27 protein-coding genes and 1 riboswitch are annotated in these 23,432 nt (G+C 65.0%); of the genes, 12 read left to right on the top strand and 15 right to left on the bottom strand.

The window, feature by feature from the left end:
• The first annotated feature begins 138 nt into the window (after nucleotides 1-138).
• Nucleotides 139-363, top strand: a complete 225-nt coding sequence (locus QCE62_RS31285) for a hypothetical protein (RefSeq protein WP_309926568.1) — start codon at nucleotides 139-141, stop codon at nucleotides 361-363.
• Between the two features lie 43 nt (nucleotides 364-406).
• Here QCE62_RS31285 and ppk2 read toward each other — a convergent pair whose 3' ends face one another.
• Complete coding sequence (ppk2, locus tag QCE62_RS31280) at nucleotides 407-1,309, bottom strand: polyphosphate kinase 2 (protein WP_309926565.1); 903 nt, start codon at nucleotides 1,307-1,309, stop codon at nucleotides 407-409.
• Between the two features lie 287 nt (nucleotides 1,310-1,596).
• On the opposite strand from ppk2, the gene lhpI reads away from it, so the two are divergent.
• A complete protein-coding gene (gene lhpI / locus QCE62_RS31275) occupies nucleotides 1,597-2,547 on the top strand; it encodes a bifunctional Delta(1)-pyrroline-2-carboxylate/Delta(1)-piperideine-2-carboxylate reductase (RefSeq protein ID WP_309926563.1) in 951 nt (316 codons plus the stop codon).
• A 92-nt stretch (nucleotides 2,548-2,639) separates the two neighbouring features.
• On the top strand, nucleotides 2,640-2,960 hold the full coding sequence (locus QCE62_RS31270) for a hypothetical protein (RefSeq protein WP_309926561.1): 321 nt from the start codon (nucleotides 2,640-2,642) through the stop codon (nucleotides 2,958-2,960).
• A 112-nt stretch (nucleotides 2,961-3,072) separates the two neighbouring features.
• Here the strand turns inward: QCE62_RS31270 and QCE62_RS31265 are convergent, their stop codons facing one another.
• The 3 genes from QCE62_RS31265 to QCE62_RS31255 form a co-directional block, all read right to left on the bottom strand.
• A complete protein-coding gene (locus tag QCE62_RS31265; RefSeq protein ID WP_309926559.1) occupies nucleotides 3,073-3,387 on the bottom strand; it encodes an antibiotic biosynthesis monooxygenase in 315 nt (104 codons plus the stop codon).
• A 47-nt stretch (nucleotides 3,388-3,434) separates the two neighbouring features.
• Nucleotides 3,435-3,806, bottom strand: a complete 372-nt coding sequence (locus QCE62_RS31260; protein ID WP_309926556.1) for a DUF1428 domain-containing protein — start codon at nucleotides 3,804-3,806, stop codon at nucleotides 3,435-3,437.
• Between the two features lie 80 nt (nucleotides 3,807-3,886).
• Nucleotides 3,887-4,444 (bottom strand): histidine phosphatase family protein, encoded by a 558-nt coding sequence (locus tag QCE62_RS31255; protein ID WP_309926555.1) that lies wholly within the window; start codon nucleotides 4,442-4,444, stop codon nucleotides 3,887-3,889.
• 48 nt (nucleotides 4,445-4,492) lie between these two features.
• A riboswitch (cobalamin riboswitch) is annotated at nucleotides 4,493-4,619 on the top strand.
• A 28-nt stretch (nucleotides 4,620-4,647) separates the two neighbouring features.
• Here QCE62_RS31255 and QCE62_RS31250 point away from each other — a divergent pair.
• Nucleotides 4,648-4,881: a CbtB-domain containing protein gene (locus tag QCE62_RS31250; RefSeq protein WP_309926552.1), complete on the top strand. Its 234-nt coding sequence runs from the start codon at nucleotides 4,648-4,650 to the stop codon at nucleotides 4,879-4,881.
• Between the two features lie 9 nt (nucleotides 4,882-4,890).
• Complete coding sequence (locus QCE62_RS31245; RefSeq protein WP_309926550.1) at nucleotides 4,891-5,694, top strand: CbtA family protein; 804 nt, start codon at nucleotides 4,891-4,893, stop codon at nucleotides 5,692-5,694.
• Between the two features lie 65 nt (nucleotides 5,695-5,759).
• Here QCE62_RS31245 and QCE62_RS31240 read toward each other — a convergent pair whose 3' ends face one another.
• The 4 genes from QCE62_RS31240 to QCE62_RS31225 all read right to left on the bottom strand — a co-directional run bounded on the left by QCE62_RS31240 (nucleotide 5,760) and on the right by QCE62_RS31225 (nucleotide 8,748).
• Nucleotides 5,760-5,996: a DUF1289 domain-containing protein gene (locus tag QCE62_RS31240; RefSeq protein WP_309926548.1), complete on the bottom strand. Its 237-nt coding sequence runs from the start codon at nucleotides 5,994-5,996 to the stop codon at nucleotides 5,760-5,762.
• A complete protein-coding gene (locus tag QCE62_RS31235) occupies nucleotides 5,993-7,294 on the bottom strand; it encodes a cobyrinate a,c-diamide synthase (RefSeq protein ID WP_309926545.1) in 1,302 nt (433 codons plus the stop codon). Before QCE62_RS31235 ends, QCE62_RS31240 begins: the two co-directional genes overlap by 4 nt.
• Before the next feature lie 5 nt (nucleotides 7,295-7,299).
• Complete coding sequence (cobO, locus tag QCE62_RS31230; RefSeq protein WP_309926543.1) at nucleotides 7,300-7,902, bottom strand: cob(I)yrinic acid a,c-diamide adenosyltransferase; 603 nt, start codon at nucleotides 7,900-7,902, stop codon at nucleotides 7,300-7,302.
• A gap of 303 nt (nucleotides 7,903-8,205) precedes the next feature.
• Nucleotides 8,206-8,748, bottom strand: a complete 543-nt coding sequence (locus QCE62_RS31225) for a hypothetical protein (RefSeq protein ID WP_309926542.1) — start codon at nucleotides 8,746-8,748, stop codon at nucleotides 8,206-8,208.
• 244 nt (nucleotides 8,749-8,992) lie between these two features.
• Between QCE62_RS31225 and QCE62_RS31220 the strand changes: the two genes are divergently transcribed.
• On the top strand, nucleotides 8,993-9,127 hold the full coding sequence (locus QCE62_RS31220) for a hypothetical protein (RefSeq protein ID WP_309926541.1): 135 nt from the start codon (nucleotides 8,993-8,995) through the stop codon (nucleotides 9,125-9,127).
• 155 nt (nucleotides 9,128-9,282) lie between these two features.
• Here QCE62_RS31220 and QCE62_RS31215 read toward each other — a convergent pair whose 3' ends face one another.
• The 3 genes from QCE62_RS31215 to QCE62_RS31205 all read right to left on the bottom strand — a co-directional run bounded on the left by QCE62_RS31215 (nucleotide 9,283) and on the right by QCE62_RS31205 (nucleotide 10,536).
• The gene (locus QCE62_RS31215; protein ID WP_309926539.1) at nucleotides 9,283-9,705 is read right to left on the bottom strand and encodes a cobalamin biosynthesis protein; all 423 of its coding nucleotides are present in this window, start codon (nucleotides 9,703-9,705) and stop codon (nucleotides 9,283-9,285) included.
• A 94-nt stretch (nucleotides 9,706-9,799) separates the two neighbouring features.
• Nucleotides 9,800-10,315: a hypothetical protein gene (locus tag QCE62_RS31210; RefSeq protein WP_309926537.1), complete on the bottom strand. Its 516-nt coding sequence runs from the start codon at nucleotides 10,313-10,315 to the stop codon at nucleotides 9,800-9,802.
• On the bottom strand, nucleotides 10,312-10,536 hold the full coding sequence (locus tag QCE62_RS31205) for a tlde1 domain-containing protein (RefSeq protein ID WP_309926535.1): 225 nt from the start codon (nucleotides 10,534-10,536) through the stop codon (nucleotides 10,312-10,314). The genes QCE62_RS31210 and QCE62_RS31205 overlap by 4 nt, the downstream gene beginning before the upstream one ends.
• 667 nt (nucleotides 10,537-11,203) lie before the next feature.
• Here QCE62_RS31205 and cobW point away from each other — a divergent pair.
• The 6 genes from cobW to QCE62_RS31175 all read left to right on the top strand — a co-directional run bounded on the left by cobW (nucleotide 11,204) and on the right by QCE62_RS31175 (nucleotide 18,861).
• Complete coding sequence (gene cobW, locus QCE62_RS31200; RefSeq protein ID WP_309926534.1) at nucleotides 11,204-12,289, top strand: cobalamin biosynthesis protein CobW; 1,086 nt, start codon at nucleotides 11,204-11,206, stop codon at nucleotides 12,287-12,289.
• A 6-nt stretch (nucleotides 12,290-12,295) separates the two neighbouring features.
• Nucleotides 12,296-16,072, top strand: a complete 3,777-nt coding sequence (gene cobN, locus QCE62_RS31195; RefSeq protein ID WP_309926532.1) for a cobaltochelatase subunit CobN — start codon at nucleotides 12,296-12,298, stop codon at nucleotides 16,070-16,072.
• Nucleotides 16,069-17,088, top strand: coding sequence for an ATP-binding protein (locus QCE62_RS31190; protein ID WP_309926530.1), 1,020 nt, complete (start codon nucleotides 16,069-16,071; stop codon nucleotides 17,086-17,088). Before cobN ends, QCE62_RS31190 begins: the two co-directional genes overlap by 4 nt.
• A 104-nt stretch (nucleotides 17,089-17,192) precedes the next feature.
• Entirely contained in the window at nucleotides 17,193-17,774 is a 582-nt protein-coding gene (locus tag QCE62_RS31185; RefSeq protein WP_309927527.1) for a VWA domain-containing protein, read from the top strand.
• Nucleotides 17,775-17,920: 146 nt separating this feature from the next.
• Complete coding sequence (locus QCE62_RS31180) at nucleotides 17,921-18,421, top strand: type VI secretion system amidase effector protein Tae4 (RefSeq protein WP_309926528.1); 501 nt, start codon at nucleotides 17,921-17,923, stop codon at nucleotides 18,419-18,421.
• A gap of 32 nt (nucleotides 18,422-18,453) precedes the next feature.
• Nucleotides 18,454-18,861, top strand: a complete 408-nt coding sequence (locus QCE62_RS31175; protein WP_309926525.1) for a type VI secretion system amidase immunity protein Tai4 — start codon at nucleotides 18,454-18,456, stop codon at nucleotides 18,859-18,861.
• Nucleotides 18,862-18,864: 3 nt separating this feature from the next.
• Here the strand turns inward: QCE62_RS31175 and cobJ are convergent, their stop codons facing one another.
• From cobJ to cobG, 4 genes are read right to left on the bottom strand one after another with little or no spacing between them, the layout of a single operon-like run.
• Nucleotides 18,865-20,544 carry a precorrin-3B C(17)-methyltransferase gene (cobJ, locus tag QCE62_RS31170; RefSeq protein ID WP_309926523.1) on the bottom strand — a complete coding sequence of 560 codons (1,680 nt, stop codon included), beginning with the start codon at nucleotides 20,542-20,544 and terminating at the stop codon, nucleotides 18,865-18,867.
• On the bottom strand, nucleotides 20,532-21,260 hold the full coding sequence (locus tag QCE62_RS31165; RefSeq protein WP_309926520.1) for a precorrin-2 C(20)-methyltransferase: 729 nt from the start codon (nucleotides 21,258-21,260) through the stop codon (nucleotides 20,532-20,534). Before QCE62_RS31165 ends, cobJ begins: the two co-directional genes overlap by 13 nt.
• Nucleotides 21,257-21,883 carry a precorrin-8X methylmutase gene (locus tag QCE62_RS31160; RefSeq protein WP_309926518.1) on the bottom strand — a complete coding sequence of 209 codons (627 nt, stop codon included), beginning with the start codon at nucleotides 21,881-21,883 and terminating at the stop codon, nucleotides 21,257-21,259. The genes QCE62_RS31165 and QCE62_RS31160 overlap by 4 nt, the downstream gene beginning before the upstream one ends.
• Nucleotides 21,876-23,129 (bottom strand): precorrin-3B synthase, encoded by a 1,254-nt coding sequence (cobG, locus tag QCE62_RS31155; protein WP_309926516.1) that lies wholly within the window; start codon nucleotides 23,127-23,129, stop codon nucleotides 21,876-21,878. Before cobG ends, QCE62_RS31160 begins: the two co-directional genes overlap by 8 nt.
• Nucleotides 23,130-23,432: the final 303 nt, after the last annotated feature.

Below are 23,432 nucleotides of genomic sequence, written 5' to 3'. Positions count from 1 at the left end.
GCCATTTGCATGAGGGCCGACGGCTCATGCGCATTCACGGCTGATTGTTCGCTTCACGGAACATATGTCTTCACCTGCGGAGCGTTTATCCGCGAGGCTCCAGTCCATAAAATACGAACATGGGATAAGGAGCCGAAGATGAAAGACTTGATAGCAAAACAACTGTATCAGCCGGCGGTGGTGCTGCCACTGCTGCTGTTGATGCGCCTGATGGTCACGCTCGACTTCAACCTCGCGCAGGTCATGTTCGTCGTGATGCTCAAGGGTTCGCAACAGGCGTATCAGTTCGCGCTGCGCCATGCATTCACGCGCCGGCGCGATGTCGAAAGAGTGAAGCACGTTCCTTGCAGCAACTGCTGCTGAACCGGTTCGCGCTTCGACAAACACACTCGATCAATAACTTGCTTCAATAAACCTCAGGAACGTACAGCTCATCCGGCACGGGTTGCCGGAGATAGTCAGGATTGAACACGCGGTCGGGTAGCTCGATCGGCGAATGCTCCACATCGTGATACGGCACCTGGTTCAGCAGATGGTGGATGCAGTTCAGACGCGCACGCTTCTTGTCCACTGCATGCACAACCCACCACGGCGCCTCCGGAATGTGCGTGCGCGCCAGCATGACTTCCTTCGCCGCCGTGTACGCTTCCCAGCGGCGACGGCTTTCAAGGTCCATCGGGCTCAGCTTCCACTGCTTGAGCGGATCCTCGATACGCGCCTGGAAGCGCACTTCCTGTTCGTCATCGGTGATCGAGAACCAGTACTTGACGATCTGGATGCCGCTGCGCACCAGCATCTTCTCGAACTCGGGCACCGAGCGGAAGAATTCCTCATACTCCTCATCGGTACAGAAGTTCATCACGCGCTCGACGCCCGCGCGGTTGTACCAGCTGCGGTCGAACAGCACGATCTCGCCGGCTGCCGGCAAGTGCGACACATAGCGCTGGAAGTACCACTGCGTGCGCTCGCGATTGTTCGGCGCGGGCAGGGCGGCGACGCGGCAGACCCGCGGATTGAGACGCTGCGTGATGCGCTTGATCGCGCCGCCCTTGCCGGCCGCATCGCGTCCTTCGAACAGCACGACCAGACGATGACCCGTATGCACGACCCAGTCCTGCAGCTTCACGAGCTCGCCTTGCAGACGGAACAGTTCGCGGAAATAGGTCTTGCGCAGCGCGCGCTCTTCATCCGAGAAGGTCGATTCACCGTCCAGAAAGCGGTCATCGATTTCCATCTCGAACTCTTCGTCGTAACTGTCGATGAGGTCCGCGTGGAAACGGCGCTGCTTGTCCGTCGTGTCGATGCTCATGGTGGGCTCCGTGATTGTGTGCTGGGCTGTCGTGGTGCATTGCGCCAGGCGGCGCGAGACGAAGACGCGAGTCCGCCGAGTATGACCGTCGCCAGTGGCAGGCATGTGACAACGGCGCTCCCGCCTGACTCGTCGAACAGGGAAATCATTGTGACAGGCGCGCGCCGCGCCGGTTAAGTGGCTTTATGACGCGGTCGCGCCGTCGTTGTGCGCGCCGTTAGAATAATTCCGCGCTTCAATGGCATGCCGATGGCATGTCCACTTTCTTCCAGCCAGACGAGAACACGATGACCCCAACGCCACGCGCCCTCCAGAGTTTCGACGACGTGCAGACCGCCCGTCTCGTGCCGTACAACCGTCTCGTGGACACGCTCGCCGCGACCATGCTCGACTACGCGGCGGGGCGCATCGTGAGTCCGGAGCGCATGGTCGTGCCGATCGAAGGCGGCGTGATGCTGTCGATGCCCGCGAGCGCCGCCGATCTCGCGATGCACAAGCTCGTCAACGTGTGCGCGGGCAACGGCGCGCTCGGCCTGCCGACGATTCACGGTCAGGTTACCGCCTACGATGCCGCCACCGGCGTGCCGCAATTCATGCTGGACGGCCCCACGGTGACCGGGCGGCGCACGGCTGCGGTTTCGATGCTGGCGATCCGCGCGCTGCACGGCGCCGCGCCGCGCGAGGTGCTGGTAATCGGCACGGGCAGGCAGTCGGCGTTTCACGTCGAGGCACTGGCGGCCGTGTATCCGGAGGCACGCATTCTCGTGCAGGGTTCGCGGGCTGGGCGTGCGCGCGCGTTCTGCGACGCGCATGCGGCGCCCGGCCGCCACCTCGCGCCGCTCGAGGCGGCGGAGATCCCCGCATCGGTCGATGTAGTGATCGCCGCGACCACCAGCAAGACGCCGGTGTACACGGCGCCTCCGCGCGCCGGACGGCTGGTGATCGGCGTGGGCGCCTTCACCGCCGATGCCGCCGAGATCGCTGCTGAGATCGTGCATGGCAGCGCGCTTTACGTGGACGATCTGGCCGGCGCCCGCCACGAAGCCGGCGATTTCATCCTGGCAGGCGTCGAGTGGGGCGCGGTGCGGGCGCTTGCCGAGGCGCTGGCGGCTCCGGTTTCGGCGGACGCCGCCCCCCGGCCCGTCATGTTCAAGTCGGTTGGCTGCGCGGCCTGGGACCTGGCGGCATGCCGCGTCGCGCGGGTGATTTTGTCGGAGGAAAGCCCGGGCGGGGGCTGATTGAAGCTGCTTGGAACGGTCCTTGCTGTCAGTTGGCTTGATGACGAGGCGCGCAACGGCGTGTCCCTGCAATTCAGCCAGCGAACACACTCATGAAGAGTCGATACGACAGCAAGTGGCACCCCTGGATCCCCGCCCACGAGGACGGCCATGAAAGCGGCGGCGCGGCAAGCGCAAGCCGCCCGCCGCGCCCCACGCCCAATGCCGCACCGCCCGCGGCCTACTTCATCTCGGTACTGGAACTGGCGACCGGCGAAAAGCTCGGCAACGACGAGCGTCTGCGCGCCGTGGCCATGCTCGAATCGCAGTTCGGCGCGGGCCGCCCGCGCACGCTGAAGGAGGCGGTGCGCATCTGCGCCGCGGCCATCGATTCGTCGACACTCCAGCGTATGGCGCGCGGCGCGAAGGCCTGACAGGAAGTTCTGACAAGCGCCTGTCGGCGAAGCGCGTTTTTTCATACGTGTGTAAAACGCGCGTGCTCCGGGCGCGAACGGACGGCTGAATGGACCGGTCGTTCGCCGGACCTCACTTGACCGTCTGGATCACTTCGAAGCCTTCGAACTCCGGATGTCCGAGGTAAAGCTGGCGCGTTTCCCCGCCCGCATTGCGGTGCGCGGCGCGGAACGCGTCGGAACGCGTCCAGTCGTCGAAGGACTCTCGGTTTGCCCAGATTGTGTGGCTCGAATAGAGCACATGGTCGTCCTTCGTGGGTCCCTTCAGCAGATGAAACTCCACGAAGCCCGGCACGTCCTTGAGATGGGTGTCGCGGCTGGTCCAGAGGCGTTCGAAATCGGCTTCGGCGCCGGGCACGATCTTGAAGCGGTTCATGGCGATATACATGTCGATGCAGTTCCTTTGCGGCAAGCGCGGTCAGACAACAAAAAATATTAGTCGCGTCCAAGTTCGACGATGGCTTTGAACCCGCCGAAAAACATCCGTTGCGCATCGAAGGGCGGCTCGCCGGTTTCCATCATGGCCTTGAGGCGCGGGTCTTCCATCACCTTCGCATTGACGCGGTCGCGTTCCTCGCGCGACGCATAGACGATATACGAGAACACCACGGTCTCGCCTTCCTTCATCTGCACGCTCTGCGGGAAGGAGGTGAGCTTGCCGGGCTTCACGTCATCAGCGACAGCTTCCACGAACTGCAGCGCGCCGTGCTCCATCCAGATCTTGCCGGCCGCTTCGGCCATGGCCCGGTAGGCTTCGATCTTGTCGGACGGCACGGGTACGACGAATCCATCCACGTAATGCGCCATGTGTATCTCCTGAGCGGTTTGATAGCGGGCTCGCGCAATCGCTGCGCTGCATGCTTGGAGCGTCCTGCACGCGCTGAAGTTCAGGCCGGCGGGGGCAGGCTCACCGTCCAGTCCTGTGCGCTTCGACTGCGGGTCAGGACGGTGATGGAGCACGGCGCGAAGTTCATCGCATAGACGGAGGTCAGCGGCTTGCGCTGCGCATGCGCGACGGCCACCTTTACGACGATGCCATGCGTCACCACGATGCAGCGCTCGCCGCGCATCTCGCGTTCGATCCGGTCGAGACCTTCGACCACGCGCACAGCCAGCATCCCGATGCTTTCGCCACCGTGCGGACGCGCCCGCGGATCGGTTAGCCATGCGCTGAGTTGCGCGGCTTCGCCATCGGCGAGTTCGCGGATGGAACGTCCGCGCCAACTGCCGTAGTCGATGTCGTCGAAGGCGGCATCGATGTCGACATCAGGCGCGATGCACGCCGCCATCTCGCGCGCCGCGCGGGCTGGGCTGGAGATCACGCGCGCGGTGTCATCGGCGGGCAAGGGCGCGTGCGGGGTGTCATCGGCGGGTTCGTCGCCGACAGGAAAGCGGCCGGTTTTCATCGCGCGCGTGGCGGGGTGGCAGAGGAGAACGAGTTCCAAGGCAATCGGCGGTTCTGAGGTTATCGTTTTACTTTGCGGGCAATCGTCATAGAATGGCAAGCCTGCAGTGCGAGGAAGCCGGTGCAAACCCGGCACGGTCGCGCCACTGTAAGCGGTCCGTCAGCGCCATGAGACGCGCCGCGAGTCAGACCCCGCTGCATGCTCTTCGTCAATCGGGACGCGCCTATCCCTGGAGAAACACCATGAATGCTTCCAACGCGCCGGGCTTTGCCGCACCGGTTTCCTCTTCCTTCGACGCACCCGTGCCGCTGCCGGTGCGCGAAGTCCTGCCCTGGGCCGTGTTCATCGGCCTGATCCTGCTGATCGCGATTTATTTCGTCGGCGCCGAACAAGGCGCGACGTCGATCTTCTCGGGCATGTACATCCACGAATTCGTTCACGACGGCCGGCATCTGCTCGGCTTTCCCTGCCACTGAGGGCGCAGCATGATTCGCACCCTGCTGATACGCGGCATGCTCGCGGGACTGGTCGCGGGCCTCATCGGCTTCGGCTTCGCGCGTGGCTTCGGCGAACCTTCGGTGGCGCAGGCCATCGCCTTCGAAGAGCAGCATGAGCATGCGGAGGCCGCGCCTGCACACGAGCACGAGCACGGTCATGCAGCCGCCAATGCCTCCGCGAACGCGGACCAGAGCCACGATCACGGCGATGAGGAACTCGTCTCACGCGGCACCCAGGCGGGCCTCGGTTTGTTGACGGGCGTCGTCGTGTTCGGCACCGCGCTGGGCGGGATCTTCTCGCTCGTCTTCGCGTTTGCGTATGGCCGGCTCGGCGCGTTGCACGCGCGGGGCACGTCGGCGCTGCTGGCCTTGTTCGGCTTCGTGAGCGTGGCCATCGTGCCGTTCCTCAAGTACCCGCCCAATCCGCCTGCCGTGGGCAATGCCGCGACGATCGGACCGCGCACCGCGCTGTTCTTCACCATGGTGGCGATTTCGATTGCGGCCATGGTGTGGGCCGTACGCTGGCAGCGGCGTCTGACGGCACGGCAAGGCGCATGGAACGCGACGCTCGTCGCCGCGCTCGCTTACGTGGTCGTGATCGTGATTGCGCAGGTCGCGCTGCCGCACGTCGATGAAGTGCCCGAAGGCTTCTCGGCGTCCTTGCTGTGGAACTTCCGCGTGACCGCCATCGGTATTCAAGCGCTGATCTGGACGACGCTCGGGCTTTTGTTCGGTGCGCTGGCCGCGCGTGAACTCGAACGGCCGCCAGTGCGGAGAATGGCTGCGGCCTGAATCGTCAAATCGCCTGTACTGACATGACGAAGCCCGCGTTCCGTGAGGAGCGCGGGCTTTTTTGCTTAACGACGTTGTGCCGCGCGGCGGGCCAGCAGTTCATCGAAGAGCGCGCGCTTCGCGTCATCATCGAGCGAACGGAAGGTCTTGATCTCCTGGCGGCTTCTGAAACAGCCGAGGCACAGGCCGGTATCGGCGTCGAGCTTGCAGACGTTCGTACAGGGCGAGCCGACCGGTTCCTGCGTCATGGCGCGCTCGATGGTGAAGGCCAGGTCCAGCGGTGCTTGAGTGTCTTGCGTCATGAGAGCGAGGCGCCGCGAAACAGCGCGGCAGTTGCGGCCGGGTTCGACGGCCAGTAAGCGTGCATGTAGGTGGCCGTCACCGGTCCATGCCGATAGAGGGCTTCACCCTCGGCGCCCGTGGTCGCGTGTGCGGCCTTGAGCACGGGTTGCAGCGGGGTGTCGAGCGTCGAGTAGTGGAACGTGTGGCCCGTCATCGCGCCGTGCGCGGTGTCGATGCGCTGCATCGCGAGGCGCGACAGCTTGCGCTGCATGAAGGCCGCGCCGGGCAGGATGCCGAGCATTGCGTGCTGCGCGCCGTCGAGGACCGTGAGCGACTCGACGAGATACAGCATGCCGCCGCATTCCGCGACGACCGGCTTCGCTTGTTCGACATGCGCTTCGATCGATGCACGCGTGCGCCGGTTGCCGGCCAGCGTGGCCGCGTGCAGTTCCGGATAGCCGCCGGGAAGGTAGAGCGCATCGGCAGCGGCGGGCACGGGTTCGTCGGCGAGCGGAGAGAAGCGCTCGATGCGCGCGCCCATCGCGGTCAGCAGATCCAGATTCGCCGGATAGATGAACGAGAACGCGGCGTCGTGCGCGACGGCGATCCGCACGCCTTCGAGAAGGCGCGGCGGCTCGGGCAGGGTCGCGTCGTCGAACTGCACGGGCGGCGGCAGGTCGCACAGCGAGGTCTGTGCGATGGCGTCGGCGGCGCGGTCGAGGCGTGCATCGAGGTCCGCGACTTCAGCGGGCTGCGTCAGACCGAGGTGCCGTTCGGGCAGCGCGATATCGTCGGCATTGGACAGATGCCCGCAGTAAAGCAGCCCTGCGGGAATGGTCTCGGACAACATCTGCGCATGGCGCGGCGACGCCACGCGATTGGCGAGCACGCCGTGGAACGGCACATCCTCGCGATAGCGCGCGAGTCCGAATGCGATGGCGCCGAAGGTCTGCGCCATGCCGTGTGCGCCGATCACCGCGAGCACCGGCATCTTGAATGCGGCGGCGAGGTCGGCGCTGCTCGGCGTGCCGTCGAACAGGCCCATCACGCCTTCGATCAGGATCAGATCGGCCTCGCGCGCCGCCTGGGCGAGCAGCGCGCGGCATGCGTCGAGGCCCACCATCGACAGATGCAATGAATACACGGGCGCGCCGCACGCGCGTTCGAGGATCATCGGATCGAGAAAGTCCGGGCCGGTCTTGAAGACGCGCACCTTCAGTCCGCGACGCGCGTGGTGGCGCGCCAGCGCGGCAGTGACCGTGGTCTTGCCCTGATGCGATGCACTCGCGCTGATGAAGAGGGCGGGACAGAGCGGCATCGCGTTCAGAACTCCACGCCGCGTTGCGCCTTCACGCCCTGCTCACGATACGGATGCTTGACGATCCGCATCTCGGTGACGAGATCGGCCAGTTCAACGAGGGCATCCGGTGCATGGCGTCCCGTCACGACGACATGCAGCAACGCGGGACGCGCCTTCAGCACGTCGAGCACTTCGTCGAGCGGCAGGTACTCGTACTTCAGCACGGTGTTCAGTTCGTCGAGCACCACCATCTGGTAGTCACCGCTCTCGATCATCCGGCGCGCCTCGTTCCAGCCGCGCCGCGCGGTGGCGATGTCGGCCTCGCGGTCCTGCGTGTTCCAGGTGTAGCCGTCGCCCATCGTGACGAAATCGCAGTTGGCGATGGCGCCGAGGAAATCGCGCTCCGACGTATGCAGCGCGCCCTTGATGAACTGCACGACGCCGAGTTTCATGCCATGTCCGAGCACGCGTACCGCCATGCCGAACGCAGCGGTGGTCTTGCCCTTGCCGTTGCCGGTGTTCACGATCAGCAGGCCTTTCTCGTGATCCGCAGCGGCCTGCTTTTTCTCGTGGCCTTCCTTGCGCCGCTGGGTCATGCGCAGATGCGCTTCGGTATTTTTCTGCATGGGATGAGTGACGTTCCCGATCGGTCCGCTGCTCGTGGGCTCAGCGCGGAAACCCAAGCCGGACAGAGGCCTGAGGGTTGATGTAGTCGGAATGCGCCGCGAAGTCACACGAACGTTGCAGAACGTCGTGCTTGTCTCGGTGCTTGTTTGAGCCTTATAAGCACCGACTTCGCGGATAACATGGAAGCCATCGCGAAGCGCGGGACGCAGAGCGGCACAGTTTACACCGCGCCGGTCAGGTTGAAGAGGGCTTGCAAGCTTGTCCATGGCGCAGGCAAGACGTTCGGCTTTGAGCGATGGAGTTCAGGGCAGCCTGGGCATGACCGGCGGTTTAACGACTACCGGTGGCGTGGAGCCGCCCCGATTTGCCTCCAGCATGAACCGCTGCACAGCCGCCGCCAGCTCGGAGATGTAGCCTTCGAGCGCCGCTTTCAACCGAGCCGATTCGACCCGATCCGGCGGCGTATGAGCATCGATGCTCACACCGTGGCTGAGGTCGAGCTCTGCAATGATCTGGTAAGTACGTGCCCAGCAGTCATGCGGGCCTGCGGACAAGATCGAATCGATACACACCACCGCCTCCTGTGCGAGCCGAATCGTAGTCTGGATGCGTTGAATCTCCGCAATTGTGTCCTGCGTCTGCGCAGCCCTCGCTGCAAACTCGGGCTGCGGAATTGCGCCTGCTGCCGGCCCGCCCGGCCCGCCCGGCCTGCCCGGCAGGCCGAGTTGCGCATGCCGCCGCATGTCAAAGCTGTATTCCGGCGCTGCTGCGGCTATCCCGTCGAACCCCGCTGACGCCGTGCCCAGGACGCCTGCGACCATCACGTGCGCCTTCATCGACCTCATAAGAACCTCCTTCCAGTAAGCGGGAGAAGCCACGCTACGGGGACGGCATTAGCGCCGAATGAGGCTGGCGCGAGCAAACCCTGCGCTGGCGAGCGAGACATGGCGCCGGTGAAGTGCTCATACCGGGCTAATTCATGGTGGTCATCATTCGTTGCGCAACAACGAAACGGCCTCACGAGGGATCACGAAACATGGCTCATCGCCCTTCGCTTGCTGCATCCGTGAACCATTCAGGGAGAGATCCATGGACAGCCTGCTTGTCATGATCGTCGTCGGTGTGGCTTCGCTCGTGTTCTACGGCGTGCTGCTCGGCTGGATCTGGTCGTTGCGGCCGCCGCGGGAAAGCGATGTCGATCCTTCCATGAAGGATCAGCGGTGACTGTTACTGGAGCAAGACGATGGATGCGTTTTACCTTTATCTGGAACTCGTTGCACTGACCATACTGATCTGGCTTTGTTACGACAAACTGAAGCCCGTGGTCGCCAAGCCGTTGGTGCGCAAGGGAGCCATGGCGGCCGGGGTCGATTCTGTCATCAAGCGCCGCTTCCGAATGCTCCGCGCGCCGCTGCGATCGCGACGGTTACGCCGGAATCGATCGTCTTCGGCACGATGAGCGTGGCCGAGTTGCCCGCCAGCAGCGCACAGGGCTCGCAGACGCCATCCACGTTCAGATGTTTGCGCGCGTGGTGCGAGCGCGCCGAGTGCGGCGCCTGCGCGATCTCCGCGCCGCTGAAGAAGCGCAACGGCAGATGGTGGCGTGTGCAGAAGGCAAGCAGACCGGCTTCGGCACGCTTGGTGTCGATGGTGGCGATAACGGCGATATCGCCGAATGCATGCGGGCCGAGTGCGGCTTGCACCGCGCGTTCGATTGCATCCGCGCTCGTGCCTCGCCTGCAGCCGATGCCTACGGCGAGCTTCGAAGGGAGCGGCGGGGCGCGATCAATGGCGGGGTTCATCGCGAGGCGGGTGGGTTGTTGAGGGGTGAGCGGGGATTTTAACGTGGCTCAGCCGGACGCTTTTGTTCGGGCTTTCGACCGCGCCAAAGGGGAACTAGTCGTCCTTCTTTTGATTGTTCTGTGCAGAACGCCGGCTCCTCAAGGCGAGAACGGCAAGCAGAACCATCACCATGCCAACCCAGCATGCAAGCAACAAGCCTGACACGTACAGGATTTGAGAATCTTTCCGAACGCCATTAAACGTGGTCGATGCCAGGTGCACGCAATGCGCAAGAAGCCACGCAATGGGAAACGCGCCAGCACTACAGGCAAGGCCCAGCGATGGCTTGTGCAGCAAGCGGCGAGCAGCCAGAAGACTGCCTGTCATCACGAGCGCGGCCATGAGCCAGAAGAACGCGAGCTTGAACAGCAGGCTTCCGTCGATGATGCTTTCGATTCCGACTGGCCGGTCGCTCATGGCTTCGAACGTGGCGCGCACGCCGTCGGCCATCCAGTCAGGTATGGCGCCGGCCCGAAGGTTCGCGAAGCGAGTCATGGCGAGGGCGGCGAGGAGCGAGGCGAGGAGCGCCGAAGCGACGAGGCAAAGCTTGCGGACTGCTTTTCGGATCATCGAACCGTCACCATCCCATACGACTTGAGGGTGGAACCAGGAACGGACATTGAGGGCGGCGATCTACGAATGAAACGTTGCAACAGCTCGAACTCGGCGGGATTGACGAGCGTGATACTCCCCTCGCTTCTTTCATCGGCTCCCACAGCGTGCAATCGGAAGTTGCTGCGTTTTACGCCTTTGATGTTGGTCTCATCGCCCGACCGTGGATTCCAGAGCATGAACCATTACTTCGATCCGTTGACCCGAGCTGCGGCGAGAGAACATCACGGAGTTGACCCAACCGGCCGCCTGATTGACGGTCAACGAGGTAATACGTTCCAGGCGGATGGGTCCGATGCCTTTTGACGCAACCTCGGCCGGATTGTTAAGACCTCGCTCGTTGCCTGAAAACGCTTTGACGGTTCCATATCCCGAGCAAACTAGCGTGGATGTGGAGCGATTGTTCAGGATGAAAGTACATGTGACGGGCATCTCGATCCATCCTTTGCGGGCGCAAGCCTCAAAAAATGATGTGACCGGTGAACTTAGCGCACCAACGTCCTTAAATGTGTGCTTTTGTGTGACTGGATCAAGGTCCTGAGATAAATCCGATGCTCCCGCGCAGTCGATAAGAACGTAACGATGACCGGCGAGTGATATAGCGAATGAGCAGGGCCGCCGAGCCACGCACTTCGAACGTGAAACAACGAAAACCCCCGTGCTAAAATTTGTGTCCGGCTTGCCTGACAAGGCTTTGCGGCATTCCAGTCCGGCTCCGGCAACAGCGCAGCAATCTGCGCCCCAGCCTCGCCAGACCCGAACACAAAACGCGCGTCATCGTTCAGTCGATGCAGCCCTTCATCCCGCCTCGCGCATCCCAAACGCAACACCACTCCCGGAGCCACGATGCAGACCCGCAAGATTCCCGTTACCGTCGTGACCGGCTTCCTCGGCAGCGGCAAGACCACGCTGATGCGGCATATCCTGTCCAACGCGCAGGGCAAGCGCATTGCAGTCATCGTCAACGAGTTCGGCGAACTCGGCATCGACGGCGAGATCCTCAAGGGTTGCGGCATCGGCTGCGACGACGAAGGAGCATCCGCCGACCGCAATCTCTACGAACTCGCCAACGGCTGTCTCTGCTGCACCGTGCAGGAGGAGTTCTATCCCGTGATGGAACAGTTGCTCGAACGGCGCGACAGCATCGATCACGTGCTGATCGAGACTTCGGGTCTCGCGCTGCCCAAGCCGCTCGTGCAGGCGTTCAACTGGCCGTCCATCCGCAACGCCTTCACCGTCGATGCGGTCGTCACCATGGTCGACGGACCCGCCGCCGCGAGCGGCCAGTTCGCGGCGAACCCGGTCGCCGTCGATGCACAGCGCAAGGCCGATCCGAATCTCGATCACGAATCGCCGCTGCATGAATTGTTCGAAGACCAGTTGTCGTCGGCGGACCTCGTCATCGTGAACAAGACCGACCTGATGGACGCCGAGGCCCTGCACAAGGTCGAAGCGCTCGTGCGCCCCGAGATTCCCGCCGAAGTGAAGATCGTGCCCGCGCACATGGGCAAGCTCGACATTCATGCGTTGCTCGGTCTCGAAGCGGCATCGGAAGAGACCATTCACCTGCGCCACGATCATCATGGCTCGCCCGACGAAGCAGGTCACGCCGATCACCATCACGACGAGTTCGATTCGGTCGTCGTGCACGCGCCGGTCGAATCGCGCGAGCAGGCCATCGCCGCATTGCAGACGCTGGTCGGCCAGCACACGATCTATCGCGTGAAGGGTTTCGCGGCGTTGCCGGGCGCGGCCATGCGGCTCGTGGTGCAGGGCGTCGGGCAGCGCTTCGACAGCTACTTCGACCGTCGCTGGGAAGTGCACGAAGACCGGCAGCAGAGCCGCTTCGTGCTGATCGGCGAGGACCTGAGCGCGGACGCCTTGCAGCGGGCCTTCGAAGCCGCGCTTGCGAGCGCGCCAGCGCAGGCGTAGGCCGCCATGCATCTGCTGCGCACGACCCCGGGCGGTTTCGTCGACGACGCGCAGGGCGTCATGCGCATCGAGCAGACCCGCGCGCCGATCGTCATTCTCAGTTCCGCCGACACCACGCTCGCCCTGCTGGCAAGCGTGGTGCCACGTCTGGAGCCCGGTTTCCCCGAAGTGCGGCTCGCCAATCAGTCGTTCCTGCGCCAGCCGGCTTCCGTCGATTTCTACGTCGACGATGTCCTGAGCCATGCACAGGTCGTGGTCGTCGATCATCTCGGCGGCGAATCGTACTGGCCGTATGGCATCGAGCGCCTGGTGACGCTGGCGAACAAGCAGCGCCAGATGCTCGCGATGTTCTCGGGCGATCTGACCGAAGACCCAAACCTGATCGCCAGGAGCACTGTCGATCCCGCGTTCTGCCGCCAGCTCTCGCGCTATCTGCGCGAAGGCGGCGCGCGCAATGCAGAAGCGTTCTTGCGCGCCATCGCGCGGCGTGCGCTGGATTACGGCACTGAGCCGCCGCCGCCCGCCGCACTGCCCGCGGTGGCGATCTATCATCCCGAACGCGAGATCGCCACGGTCGCGGACTGGCAGGCGCGCTGGACGAAGGACGCGCCGGTCGTCGCCATCCTGTTCTATCGCGCGCATCTGCAATCGGGCAACACGGCCGTATTCGATTCCCTCGTCGACGCGCTCGAACGGGAAGGGCTGAACCCGTTGCCGATCGCCATTGCATCGCTGAAGGACTGCGTGAGCCGCGAAGTGGTCGAGCGCGTGTGCGCGGAGCAGCGCGCGGCGCTCGTGCTGAATACCACGGCATTCGCGGCGGGCGTGATCGGCGAGAGCGAGGCGTTCGAAGTCGCGGGCGATGCACCCGTGCTGCAGGTGATCCTGAGCGGCGGCAATCGCGAGGACTGGCAGCAGTCCAATCATGGCCTGAACTCGCGCGACGTCGCGATGCACGTGGCGCTGCCCGAAGTGGATGGCCGCATCATCACGCGCGCCGTGAGCTTCAAGGGGCTTGCGTATCACTGCAAGCAGACGCAGGTCGACGTGGTGCGCTATCAGGCCGACGACGAGCGCGTGCGCTTCGTCGCCGAACTGAGCCGGCGCTGGTGCAGGCTGCGTCAGGCGCAGAATGCGCAGAAGCGCGTCGCGCTCGTGCTGGCCAACTATCCGGCCAGCGAGGGACGCATCGGCAATGGCGTCGGGCTCGATACGCCGGCATCGGCCATCGGCATTCTGTCGATGCTCGGGCGCGAAGGCTATCGCGTCGGCCAGATTCCGGCCGATGGCGACGCGCTGATCGGCATGCTGACGGAAGGCGTGACCAACGACCCACTCGTGCGCGACTTGCGGCCCGCGTTGCAAAGCCTGTCGATGGCGGATTACCTCGACGCGTACCGCACCCTGCCCGCTGACGCGCGCGCCGCGCTCGAAGCCGTCTGGGGCGCGCCTGAAGACGATCCCACCGTGCGGCGCGGTCGCTTCATGATCGCGGGGTATCGCTGCGGCGAGATAATCGTCGGCATCCAGCCTGCGCGTTCGCGCGAACGCAATGACTACGCGAGCTATCACGACGCCGAACTCGTCCCGCCGCATGCGTATCTGGCGTTCTACTTCTGGCTGCGCGTGCGTTTCCAGGCGGATGCGATCGTGCATGTCGGCAAGCACGGCAATCTCGAATGGCTGCCGGGCAAGAGCGTGGCGCTGTCGTCATCGTGCTGGCCCGATGCGATTCTCGGCCCGATGCCGCATCTCTATCCGTTCATCGTCAACGATCCGGGCGAGGGCAGTCAGGCCAAGCGCCGTGCGCAGGCCGTCATCATCGATCACCTGATGCCGCCGCTCACGCGCGCGGAAAACTACGGGCCCTTGCAGGACCTCGAACGTCAGGTCGACGAATACTACGAAGCGCTGATGGTGGACGTGCGCCGCGCGAAGCTGTTGCGCCAGTCGATTCTCAGGACCATCGTCGAGAACCGGCTGCACGAGGAACTCGGGCTCGACGCCCCGCGCGACATCGCGGGAGAAGACGTGTTGCTCACGCGCGCCGATGCCTATCTCTGCGAGCTGAAGGAAGCGCAGATCCGCGACGGACTGCATGTGTTCGGCGTGTCGCCGGAGGGCACGCAGCGAAGCGACACGCTGCTGGCGCTCGGGCGTTTTCCCGTCGGCGACGGACAGGGCGCGAACGCCAGTCTCATCACCGCGCTTGCGCGCGATTTGCAACTCGGCGATCACTTCGACCCGCTCGACTCGGACTGGGCCGCGCGATGGACCGGTCCGCGTCCGCTGACGCTCGCGGCGGTGAGCGATGCGCCATGGCGTCATCATGGCGATACGCGCGAACGCCTCGAATGGTTAGCGATGCAACTATTGTCGGACGACGCACGGGAAGCGCCCGGCGCGCACGCGTCGCTCGTGCTCGGGCGCTTGCGCCGTGAGGTGCTGCCGCGTCTCGATGCGTGCGGACCGCAGGAACTGCTGCAACTGAAACGTGGGCTCGAAGGGCGCTTCGTGCCGCCGGGTCCGAGCGGATCGCCTTCGCGCGGCCGGCCCGATGTCTTGCCGACGGGCCGCAACTTCTATTCGGTCGATAGCCGCGCGTTGCCGACGCAAGCCGCCTGGTCGCTCGGACTCAAGTCGGCGAACGCGCTGGTCGAGCGGCATGTCCAGGATCACGGCGATTTTCCGCGCGCCATCGGCTTGTCCGTGTGGGGCACGGCGACGATGCGCACCGGCGGCGACGACATCGCGCAGGCATTTGCGCTAATCGGCGTGCGGCCGAAGTGGGCGGCGGGCAGCCATCGCGTGACGGACTTCGAGATCCTGCCGATCTCGATCTTCAACCGGCCGCGCATCGACGTGACGCTGCGGGTGTCGGGCTTTTTCCGCGATGCCTTCGCGAACCTGATGCATCTCTTCGATGCCGCTGTGCAGGCCGTGGCCGCCCTCGACGACGAACCCGCCGACGTCAATCCGATCCGCGCCCGCATCCTGCGCGAACGCGACGAACTGATGGCGCGCGGCATGGATGCCGAAGCGGCGCGGCGGCAAGCGGGCTGGCGCGTGTTCAGCACGAAGCCGGGCGCCTATGGCGCGGGGCTTCAGGAACTGATCGACGCGAAGCAATGGCAGACGGACGCCGATCTGTCCGCCGCCTATCAAACCACGGGCGGCTATGCGTATGCGCAGTCCGGCGATGGCGTGGAGGCGCGCGCGAGTTTCGGCACGCGGCTCTCGACCCTCGATGTCGTGTTGCAGAACCAGGACAATCGCGAGCACGACCTGCTCGATTCGAACGACTATCACCAGTTCCAGGGCGGCATGATCGCGGCCGTGCGCTATCTGTCCGGCGTGCAGCCGCAGGCCTATAACGCCGATCACAGCAATCCCGCCGCGCCGCGCGTGCGCACGCTGCACGAGGAAATTGCGCGCGTGGTGCGTGCGCGGGTCGTGAATCCGAAATGGATCGACGGCGTGAAGCGGCACGGCTACAAGGGTGCGTCGGAAATGGCCGCGACGGTCGATTACCTGTTCGGCTATGACGCAACCGCGCGCGTGGTGTCGGATCATCAATACGCGCTCGTCACCGATGCCTATGTGAACGATCCCGCCACGCGCGACTTCATCTCGCGGCACAATCCGCACGCGCTGCAATCGATCTGCGAGCGGCTGCTCGAAGCCATGGAGCGCGGCCTGTGGCAGAACCCCGCTGATTATCGCGACCAGGTCGAGCGGCATCTGCTCGATGTCGAGCAACGCATCGAGGGCAGACAGTCTTGAACTCATCTCTTTCTTCTTCGGTGTTTCCGTTCGCCGCGCTAGTCGGTCAGGACGACTTGCAGCAGGCGCTGTTGCTGGCGGCGGTGGACCCGTCTATCGGCGGCGTGCTGGTCAGCGGGCCGCGCGGCACGGCGAAGTCCACGGCCGCGCGCGCGCTTGCCGAACTGTTGCCGGAAGGGCGGCTCGTGAGCCTGCCGCTCGGCGCGAGCGAGGAGCAGCTGATCGGCACGCTGGATATACAGAGCGCGTTGCGCGACGGCGGCGTGAGCTTTGCGCCGGGCTTGCTTGCGAAGGCGCATCTCGGCGTCCTGTATGTCGACGAAGTGAACCTGCTGCCGAATCCGCTCGTCGATCAACTGCTGGATGTCGCGGCGAGCGGGGTGAACATCGTCGAGCGCGATGGCATTTCGCACCGGCATGACGCGCGTTTCGTGCTGATCGGCACGATGAATCCGGAAGAGGGCGAATTGCGGCCGCAACTGCTCGACCGGTTCGGGCTTGCGGTGGAAATGAGCAATTGTTTCGACGCGGCCGTGCGCCAGCAGATCGTGAAGGCGCGGCTTGCATTCGATGCCGACCCGGCCGCCTTTCGCGCGCGGCATGAAGCGGCGCAGGCTGCGTTGCATGAACGCATCCATGCGGCGCGCGCGGCGCTTGCTTACTTCACGTTCGACGATGCCGTTCACGCGCGTGTGAGTGAACTGTGCATCGCGGCGAATGTGGACGGTCTGCGCGCCGATCTCGTGATGCTGCGCGCGGCGCGTGCACTGGCGGCGCTGGAGGGGGCCGCTGATGTCACGGTCACGCATGTCGAGCAGGTGGCGGATGCGGTGTTGCGGCATCGCCGGCATGAGGGGGATGCGTCTTCGTCGTCTTCTTCCTTGCCGCCGCCGGACCGCGAGTCCGCGCCTTCGCAAGCGGATTCCGGCGATGCCGACTGGGGCCATCTGCCGCCCGAGCCTGCCGGCATCACGAAGATCAAGCACGTGAGGCCGCTCACCACAAAAAAAGCCTGAACCATCGAAGGCGGGACGCGGATGCCGGAGAGCATCGTCTTCGATGGAAAGCGGCGCGTTCACCTGGTCGTCACGTGTCGCGCGAGGGCGATGCAAGCGTGTCCATCGACTGGCCGGCGACTTTGCGTGCCCGGCGCGCGGCGCGTCTTCAGCCGGGGCATCTGCGGCATCGGCGCAAGCAAGGCGAGGCCGCGGCGTTGCATTGTTTCGTGCTGGATTGCTCGGCATCGATGCTCGCGGGCGAACGGCTCGCGCGCGCGAAGGGCATGCTGGTCGCGCTGTTCGATCGCGCGTATCGCGAGCGTGCGGAGATTGCGCTGGTGTGTTTTGGCGGCGGGCGCGCGGAAGTGCGCCGTCAGCCGGGCGCGGCGCATGTGTTCAACGAGCGCTGGGTGGCGCCGATCGGCGGAGGCGGGGGTACGCCGCTCACGCTTGGGCTTGCGCGTGCGGCGGCGCTGCTGACGCGTGCGGCACGGCGCAGGCCTTCGCAGCGTCGCTCGCTGTGGCTGCTGACGGACGGGCGGACGAATGAGCAGCCACAGCGACCACGGGATGCGGACCGGATTGTGGTCGTGGATTTTGATGAGCATGCCGTGCGCGTCGGACGGTGCAGGGCGTTCGCGCGGGAGTGGGAGGCGGAGTATTTGACGGCGGGGGAGTTAGAGGAGGAAGGGGCAGATATATGAGGCGGTGAATCGCGTGCATTGCGTGGACTAACCGCGTTCGACTGTGATTTTTCTGAAATTGATGATAGATAGTTTGCTCTCCATTGTTATGCGTGGATTTCAAGGCTAGGATCCAGAATCACTCGGAACTTTGATGAGGATTCCCCATGCATCGTCCGATGTTTGCAACGGCGTGGTCTGCCGCGATGAAGGTCTATGACCCGTCCAATCCTGAAGCGAAGGTCGCGAGCACTATCGGTGGCGTGGTGGCTCGAAACATCGACTTACCGAATGCGGCCTCGAGGTGGAAAAATACGTGTGCTGTTCGGATGAGTTACATCCTCAATCACTGCGGCATCCCAATTCCGACGATCCGTGGCAAAGCAGTGACCGGCGGAGACAAGCGACAGTACTTTTTTCGGGTGCGAGATCTGATCGACTTCCTTCAGCATTGCTGGGGTGAAGCAGAGGTGGTTGAGTTTCCGCCTTCAGGCGGTGGCGCGCTGGCAAACAAAAGAGGTGTCATCCTTTTCGAGGTTTCTGGGTTGGGCGATGCTCAAGGGCATGCGACGTTGTACAACGGAATCATTTGCTATGACCGGTGTTATTTCAACGAACCGGAGGCGACTTTCCGAACTAATCGCGCCCATTTTTGGAGCTTGCGTTGAGGCTTCGGAACGCCATCTTTCCACTTATTTCAATGTGGATGGTGCTCATTAGCCCATCAGTCATCGCTGCCGCCGACTCGCCAGAAGGGTCCACGCGCACCTACGCCGATAATTACAGAGACATGGTGCTGGCTACTTGCGTCGCAACGGCCTACGACAGCAGCGCGGACGCACGAATCGATTCCGGAAGCAGCGTGAGTGCGCTGCGTGACTGGACCTACTACGATCTGGACCGGACGCCCCAGGCCATCACGTCACTTGTGAAGGCTTACCTTGAACGGGACTATCGAAATCCGCTTGCCGAAGCCGAAACGAACGGCCTCAACATTCGCTTCGACTTTCTCAAATGCCTCGACCTGTATCACAGCAAGGACCTGGACCATCTGGTGCAGGCCATGGTGATCGACCCGAACCGCCGCATCCATTCACCTTCCCGCTAACCCTCACTCATACCACCGCGGCGTATAAACCCAGTCCCCCACCGTTCGCGTCGTCGATGATCCGACGATCACCATCGTCCGCATGTCGACGAGATCGCTCGTCAGCGCGCCCAGTGTCACGATGCTCAGGCGTTCCCCCGGACGGCCGATGTCCCGTCCCAAGACGACCGGCGTCTCCGCCCGCCGATGCTGCCTGACGATCTCCATCGCGCGATCAAACTGCCAGGGCCGCGCCTTCGATAGCGGGTTGTAGAACGCCATCACCAGATCGGCTTCGCCGGCATGTGCGATGCGTTTCTCGATCACGCTCCACGGCTTCAGGTTGTCGGACAGCGAGAGCACGCAGAAGTCGTGACCGAGCGGCGCGCCCGCCCGCGCCGACGTCGCCAGCGATGCCGACACGCCCGGCACGATCGCAAGCTTCACGGCGTGCCAGTCGGCGTGATCGGCGCGGCCTGTGTCGAGTGCTTCGAGCACTGCCGCCGCCATGGCGAACACGCCCGGATCGCCCGACGACACCACGACGACGCGCCGTCCCTCGCTCGCCAGATCGAAAGCACGCCGCGCGCGCTGCAATTCCTCGCGGTTGTCGGTCATGTGGACGCACTGGTCGTCGCGGAACGGTCCGGCCATGCGCACGTAGGTCTCATAGCCGAGCACGTCCTGCGCTTCATCGAGCGCACGGCGCGCGGCGGGCGTCAGCAAATCCGCGCTGCCGGGGCCGAGGCCCAGCACGGTCAGCGTGCCGCGCGCACGGCCGATGGCAAGCGCATCGACCGGCGTATCCGCGACATGCAGCGCGACGCCGTTCGAGCTGGCTGCGTCGAAGGGCCGCGCATCGCACAGGCGCAGCGGCACGCCGAGCGCATGCGCGGCCTCCGTGAGCGCTTCGAGTGAACCTTGCCGCACGGGTGCAACAAGCGCCGCGAGCGCAAGCGGCGCGAGACCGCGCTCGCGCATTGCGACGCGCACCCGTTCCGCGATATCGCCTTCGATGCCCGCATCGTCGAGCCACGCCAGCACGCAGCGCGGATGAATCACGAGATCGTCCGGCGTAAGCGCGGCCGTGGCTGTGCCCGCGCCATACGGCGTGATATGCACGGCGAGGCGAGCGTCGGCGGCGCGCGGCAGCGGCGCGTCGTCGAGCCAGGGCGCGTGGCCTTCGATGCGCGTCGTCTCGCCCGCCAGCAGTCCGGACACGAAGCGCTTGCCTTGCTCGATGTCCGCCAGCGCGTAACCCTCGGGTGGTGCGAGCAGACATTGGCCGAAGCGCAGCTCGCCGCTCGTCGTGATGGCGGGCGCGATGTGCAACGAAGCCGCGATCTCGCGCGCCAGCACGTTCACCCCGTTCATGCCGCCGAGCAGCGGCACGACCGCGCTGCCGTCCTGGGCGACGGCCAGCACCGGCGGTTCCGCGCCCTTGTCCGCGAGACACGTTGCCAGCGCGCGGATCACGATGCCCGCGGCGCACAGCGCGATGACCGGCGTACCTGACACATACAGCGAACGCAGGTGCGCGCCGAAATCGTCATAGGCGATGTCGGCGGAATGAGCGTCCACGCGGCTCGCCAGCCCATGGATGCGCGCGCCCGGAACGTGCGCCTGGATGCGTCGCGCGGTGTCGAGCGCGGCGCTGCCCAATACGACGATCGCCGGCGCGTTCCTGCCCGTCATGCCTGCCATTTTTTCCCCGGCACGACGAGCAGCGAGAAGTACGGCGACGCCATCGGGTCGACTTCATCGAGGGCGACGATGCGCTGATTCGCCATCGTCGCGCGTTCGACGTAGAGCGCGCGGTCGTCGAGGCCGAGTTCGGCCAGCACGCGGCGCACTTTCTCGAAGTTGCGGCCGAGCTTCATGATGACGGCGGCGTCGGCGGCTTCGAGACGGCGCTTCAGGTCCGCTTCCGGCAACACGCCGGACAGCACCGACAAGCTCTGGTTGCGATACACCAGCGGCACGCCGAGCACCGCGACGCCGCCCAGCATCGAACACACGCCCGGCACGACTTCCGCGTCGAATCGCGTCGCGAGGCGGTCGTGCAGATACATGTACGAGCCGTAGAAGAAGGGATCGCCTTCACAGATCACCGCGACATCGTGTCCGGATTCGAGATGTCCCGAGATTTCGAGGGCCGCGTCGTCATAGAACGCGCTGATGATGGTTTCGTAGCAAAGCGGCGGTTCGAGCGCTTCGGTCGTGACCGGATAGACGAGCGGCAGGCGGGTTTGCGCATCGTCGAGATGCGCCTCGATGATGCCGAACGCATTGCCCTTCTTGCCCTTCGCCACAAAATACGCGACCACCGGCGCGGCCTTCAGCAGGCGCAGCGCCTTCAGGGTGAGCAGTTCCGGATCGCCCGGACCGACGCCCAGGCCATAGAGACGTCCGCTCATCATTCGACCTCCGAGGCCAGCGCGTTCACGGCGGCGGCGGCCATCGCGCTGCCGCCGCGCCGGCCGAGCAGCGCGACGTACGGGATGCCGCGGCTGTCGGCGGCGAGCATCGCCTTCGATTCCGCCGCGCCGATGAATCCCACCGGAAAGCCCAGGATCAGCGCGGGCCGGGGTGCGCCGGCATCGAGCATGTCGAGCAGATGGAACAGGGCCGTGGGCGCATTGCCGATCGCGACGATCGCGCCTTCGAGATCCGGCCGCCAGAGTTCGAGCGCCGCAGCCGAACGCGTGTTGCCCAGCGCGCGGGCGCGTTCGGGAACCGAGGCATCGGCGAGCGTGCAGATCACGCGATTGGCCGCCGGCAGCCGCGCGCGCGTGATGCCTTCGGCGACCATGCGCGCGTCGCACAGCACCGGCGCGCCGGCCGCGAGCGCGCGGCGACCAGCAAGCCCCGCGCCGGGCGAGAAACGCAGGTCGCTCACGATATCGACCATGCCGCAGGCATGAATCAGCCGCACCGCGACTTTTTCGAGATCGGCGGGGACGGCGGCGAGGTCGGCTTCGGCGCGGATCGTCGCGAACGACTGGCGATAGATCTCCGCGCCGTCGCGGATGTAGTCAAGCATCGGTCGTGCTCCGGGCGAGCCGTTCGGCTGCCTCTTCGAGTGTCAGGTTGCAGGCGGCGAGCTGCTCGCCGCGGTAAAGGTCGTAACGGCCCGGTGCCCGTGCCAGCAGAGTGGTCGCGACCGGATGCGCCGCCGCGCACGAACGCTCGCAGCCGCTCAGATGCACCTGCGCCAGTGCGTGCGCGGGCAGAAGCGGGGCGAGGCGTTGTGCATCGGATTTTGTGTCTGCGCGGCTTTTGGCGCAGCCGGCGGAACCAGCGCACGCGATCAGGCGCGCGAACGGATCGCGCGGCTCCGTCGCGAGACCGAGTCCCCGCAGTTCATGCAGGACATCGTGCGCGGCGTGCGGCGCAAGATCCGGGATCAGCACGCTCTGCCAGGGCGTCATCGCAAGGCGGCCCGCGGCATAGGTCGTCGCGATGGCAGCGAGGGCGTCGAGCGTGGCGGCGTCGAGGCGTCCGAGCGGAGCCTGTGCGCCGGCGTAGGCCATGGTGTTGTCGGCGTGCGCGCCGAGCCGCAAAGTGGCATCGGAGGGAGCGCGCCGCCAGGAACGAAGCGCTGCTTCCGGCGCCGGGAACGCGAGGGCATGCGTGCTGGCGCGCGCCAGCAGATCGCGCATGCGATGCTCGTCGGGCCGTGCAAGCGCAAGGAAGCGGCGCAGCACGCCGGTCACGAAAGTAACGACATCGTCACGGGAAATCACGCCGAGTGCGGGCGTGTCGTGCGCATGCAGCGGGATCGTGCCGGCGAGGCCGAAGGCGAACCGCGCGCCGTCATCGAGCGCGGCGAGCCACAGGTCATGCGGATGATCGAGCATCGCGAGTTGCTCGCCGCCATCCAGTTGCAATGCGAATTTCGGCGACAGCGCATGCAGCGCGGCATCGGCCTGCATGGCAGCGATGAGATCGGCGGCCAGCGTGCGGGTGGCGTCGGTGGCGAGCGGGCTCAGCATCACATTGCGGATGTCGTCGGCGCTCTCGGTCGCGGGCGCCAGGCCCGCAGCGGAAGCAATGTCGACGAGCCGCGCGTGGGCGTCGGCGCGAATGCCGCGCAGTTGCAGGTTCGCGCGATTCGTCACTTCGATCACACCGGAACCGCACTCGCGCGCGGCCCGCGCCACGGCACGCGCAGCGTCGGCGCTCAGCGAGCCGCCCGTCAGGCGCAAACGTGCGAGACCGCCATCGCGCGCGGGCACGACGCGCATCAGCCCCGGACACGCGGAGGTGCGGGATGCGGTCGCAGGCACTGGATGGTCGAGTGAGATCAAAGGCATGGCCCGTGAGGCTTCGCGTGTGTGGCGCTGACCGGGTTGCATCGGCCGGTGGGTGTCGCGCGAAAACGTTCGGTTGGCAACTCGCCTGGCTTGGAGGCGTCATTCGCGCCGCGCTGTTTGCAGTGAATCAGGGGCGCGAGTGCGCGGACTCGCTGCGTACAAGCGCCAGGCCCTGCCGGCGTCTCCAAAATATGCCGCAAAGCCTTGTCAGGCAAGGCAGGTCCGAATTCTAACATCGAACATCGCGACTCAAGCCGGTGCTCGGCATGGCACGCA

It is taken from the genome of Caballeronia sp. LZ033 (genome assembly GCF_031451265.1).
In the GTDB taxonomy this organism is placed as follows: Bacteria; Pseudomonadota; Gammaproteobacteria; order Burkholderiales; family Burkholderiaceae; genus Caballeronia.
The sequence above is the reverse complement of the archived record's forward strand: the minus strand, read 5'-3'. Positions and strand labels throughout refer to the sequence as shown.

What these genes read in the sequence shown, in the direction of transcription:
- QCE62_RS31285 (WP_309926568.1), top strand. Translation starts at nt 139, where the DNA reads ATGAAAGACTTGATAGCAAAACAACTGTATCAGCCGGCGGTGGTGCTG.
- ppk2 (WP_309926565.1), bottom strand. Translation starts at nt 1,309, where the DNA reads ATGAGCATCGACACGACGGACAAGCAGCGCCGTTTCCACGCGGACCTC.
- lhpI (WP_309926563.1), top strand. Translation starts at nt 1,597, where the DNA reads ATGACCCCAACGCCACGCGCCCTCCAGAGTTTCGACGACGTGCAGACC.
- QCE62_RS31270 (WP_309926561.1), top strand. Translation starts at nt 2,640, where the DNA reads ATGAAGAGTCGATACGACAGCAAGTGGCACCCCTGGATCCCCGCCCAC.
- QCE62_RS31265 (WP_309926559.1), bottom strand. Translation starts at nt 3,387, where the DNA reads ATGTATATCGCCATGAACCGCTTCAAGATCGTGCCCGGCGCCGAAGCC.
- QCE62_RS31260 (WP_309926556.1), bottom strand. Translation starts at nt 3,806, where the DNA reads ATGGCGCATTACGTGGATGGATTCGTCGTACCCGTGCCGTCCGACAAG.
- QCE62_RS31250 (WP_309926552.1), top strand. Translation starts at nt 4,648, where the DNA reads ATGAATGCTTCCAACGCGCCGGGCTTTGCCGCACCGGTTTCCTCTTCC.
- QCE62_RS31245 (WP_309926550.1), top strand. Translation starts at nt 4,891, where the DNA reads ATGATTCGCACCCTGCTGATACGCGGCATGCTCGCGGGACTGGTCGCG.
- QCE62_RS31240 (WP_309926548.1), bottom strand. Translation starts at nt 5,996, where the DNA reads ATGACGCAAGACACTCAAGCACCGCTGGACCTGGCCTTCACCATCGAG.
- QCE62_RS31235 (WP_309926545.1), bottom strand. Translation starts at nt 7,294, where the DNA reads ATGCCGCTCTGTCCCGCCCTCTTCATCAGCGCGAGTGCATCGCATCAG.
- cobO (WP_309926543.1), bottom strand. Translation starts at nt 7,902, where the DNA reads ATGCAGAAAAATACCGAAGCGCATCTGCGCATGACCCAGCGGCGCAAG.
- QCE62_RS31225 (WP_309926542.1), bottom strand. Translation starts at nt 8,748, where the DNA reads ATGAGGTCGATGAAGGCGCACGTGATGGTCGCAGGCGTCCTGGGCACG.
- QCE62_RS31220 (WP_309926541.1), top strand. Translation starts at nt 8,993, where the DNA reads ATGGACAGCCTGCTTGTCATGATCGTCGTCGGTGTGGCTTCGCTCGTG.
- QCE62_RS31215 (WP_309926539.1), bottom strand. Translation starts at nt 9,705, where the DNA reads ATGAACCCCGCCATTGATCGCGCCCCGCCGCTCCCTTCGAAGCTCGCC.
- QCE62_RS31210 (WP_309926537.1), bottom strand. Translation starts at nt 10,315, where the DNA reads ATGATCCGAAAAGCAGTCCGCAAGCTTTGCCTCGTCGCTTCGGCGCTC.
- QCE62_RS31205 (WP_309926535.1), bottom strand. Translation starts at nt 10,536, where the DNA reads ATGCTCTGGAATCCACGGTCGGGCGATGAGACCAACATCAAAGGCGTA.
- cobW (WP_309926534.1), top strand. Translation starts at nt 11,204, where the DNA reads ATGCAGACCCGCAAGATTCCCGTTACCGTCGTGACCGGCTTCCTCGGC.
- cobN (WP_309926532.1), top strand. Translation starts at nt 12,296, where the DNA reads ATGCATCTGCTGCGCACGACCCCGGGCGGTTTCGTCGACGACGCGCAG.
- QCE62_RS31180 (WP_309926528.1), top strand. Translation starts at nt 17,921, where the DNA reads ATGCATCGTCCGATGTTTGCAACGGCGTGGTCTGCCGCGATGAAGGTC.
- QCE62_RS31175 (WP_309926525.1), top strand. Translation starts at nt 18,454, where the DNA reads ATGTGGATGGTGCTCATTAGCCCATCAGTCATCGCTGCCGCCGACTCG.
- cobJ (WP_309926523.1), bottom strand. Translation starts at nt 20,544, where the DNA reads ATGGCAGGCATGACGGGCAGGAACGCGCCGGCGATCGTCGTATTGGGC.
- QCE62_RS31165 (WP_309926520.1), bottom strand. Translation starts at nt 21,260, where the DNA reads ATGATGAGCGGACGTCTCTATGGCCTGGGCGTCGGTCCGGGCGATCCG.
- QCE62_RS31160 (WP_309926518.1), bottom strand. Translation starts at nt 21,883, where the DNA reads ATGCTTGACTACATCCGCGACGGCGCGGAGATCTATCGCCAGTCGTTC.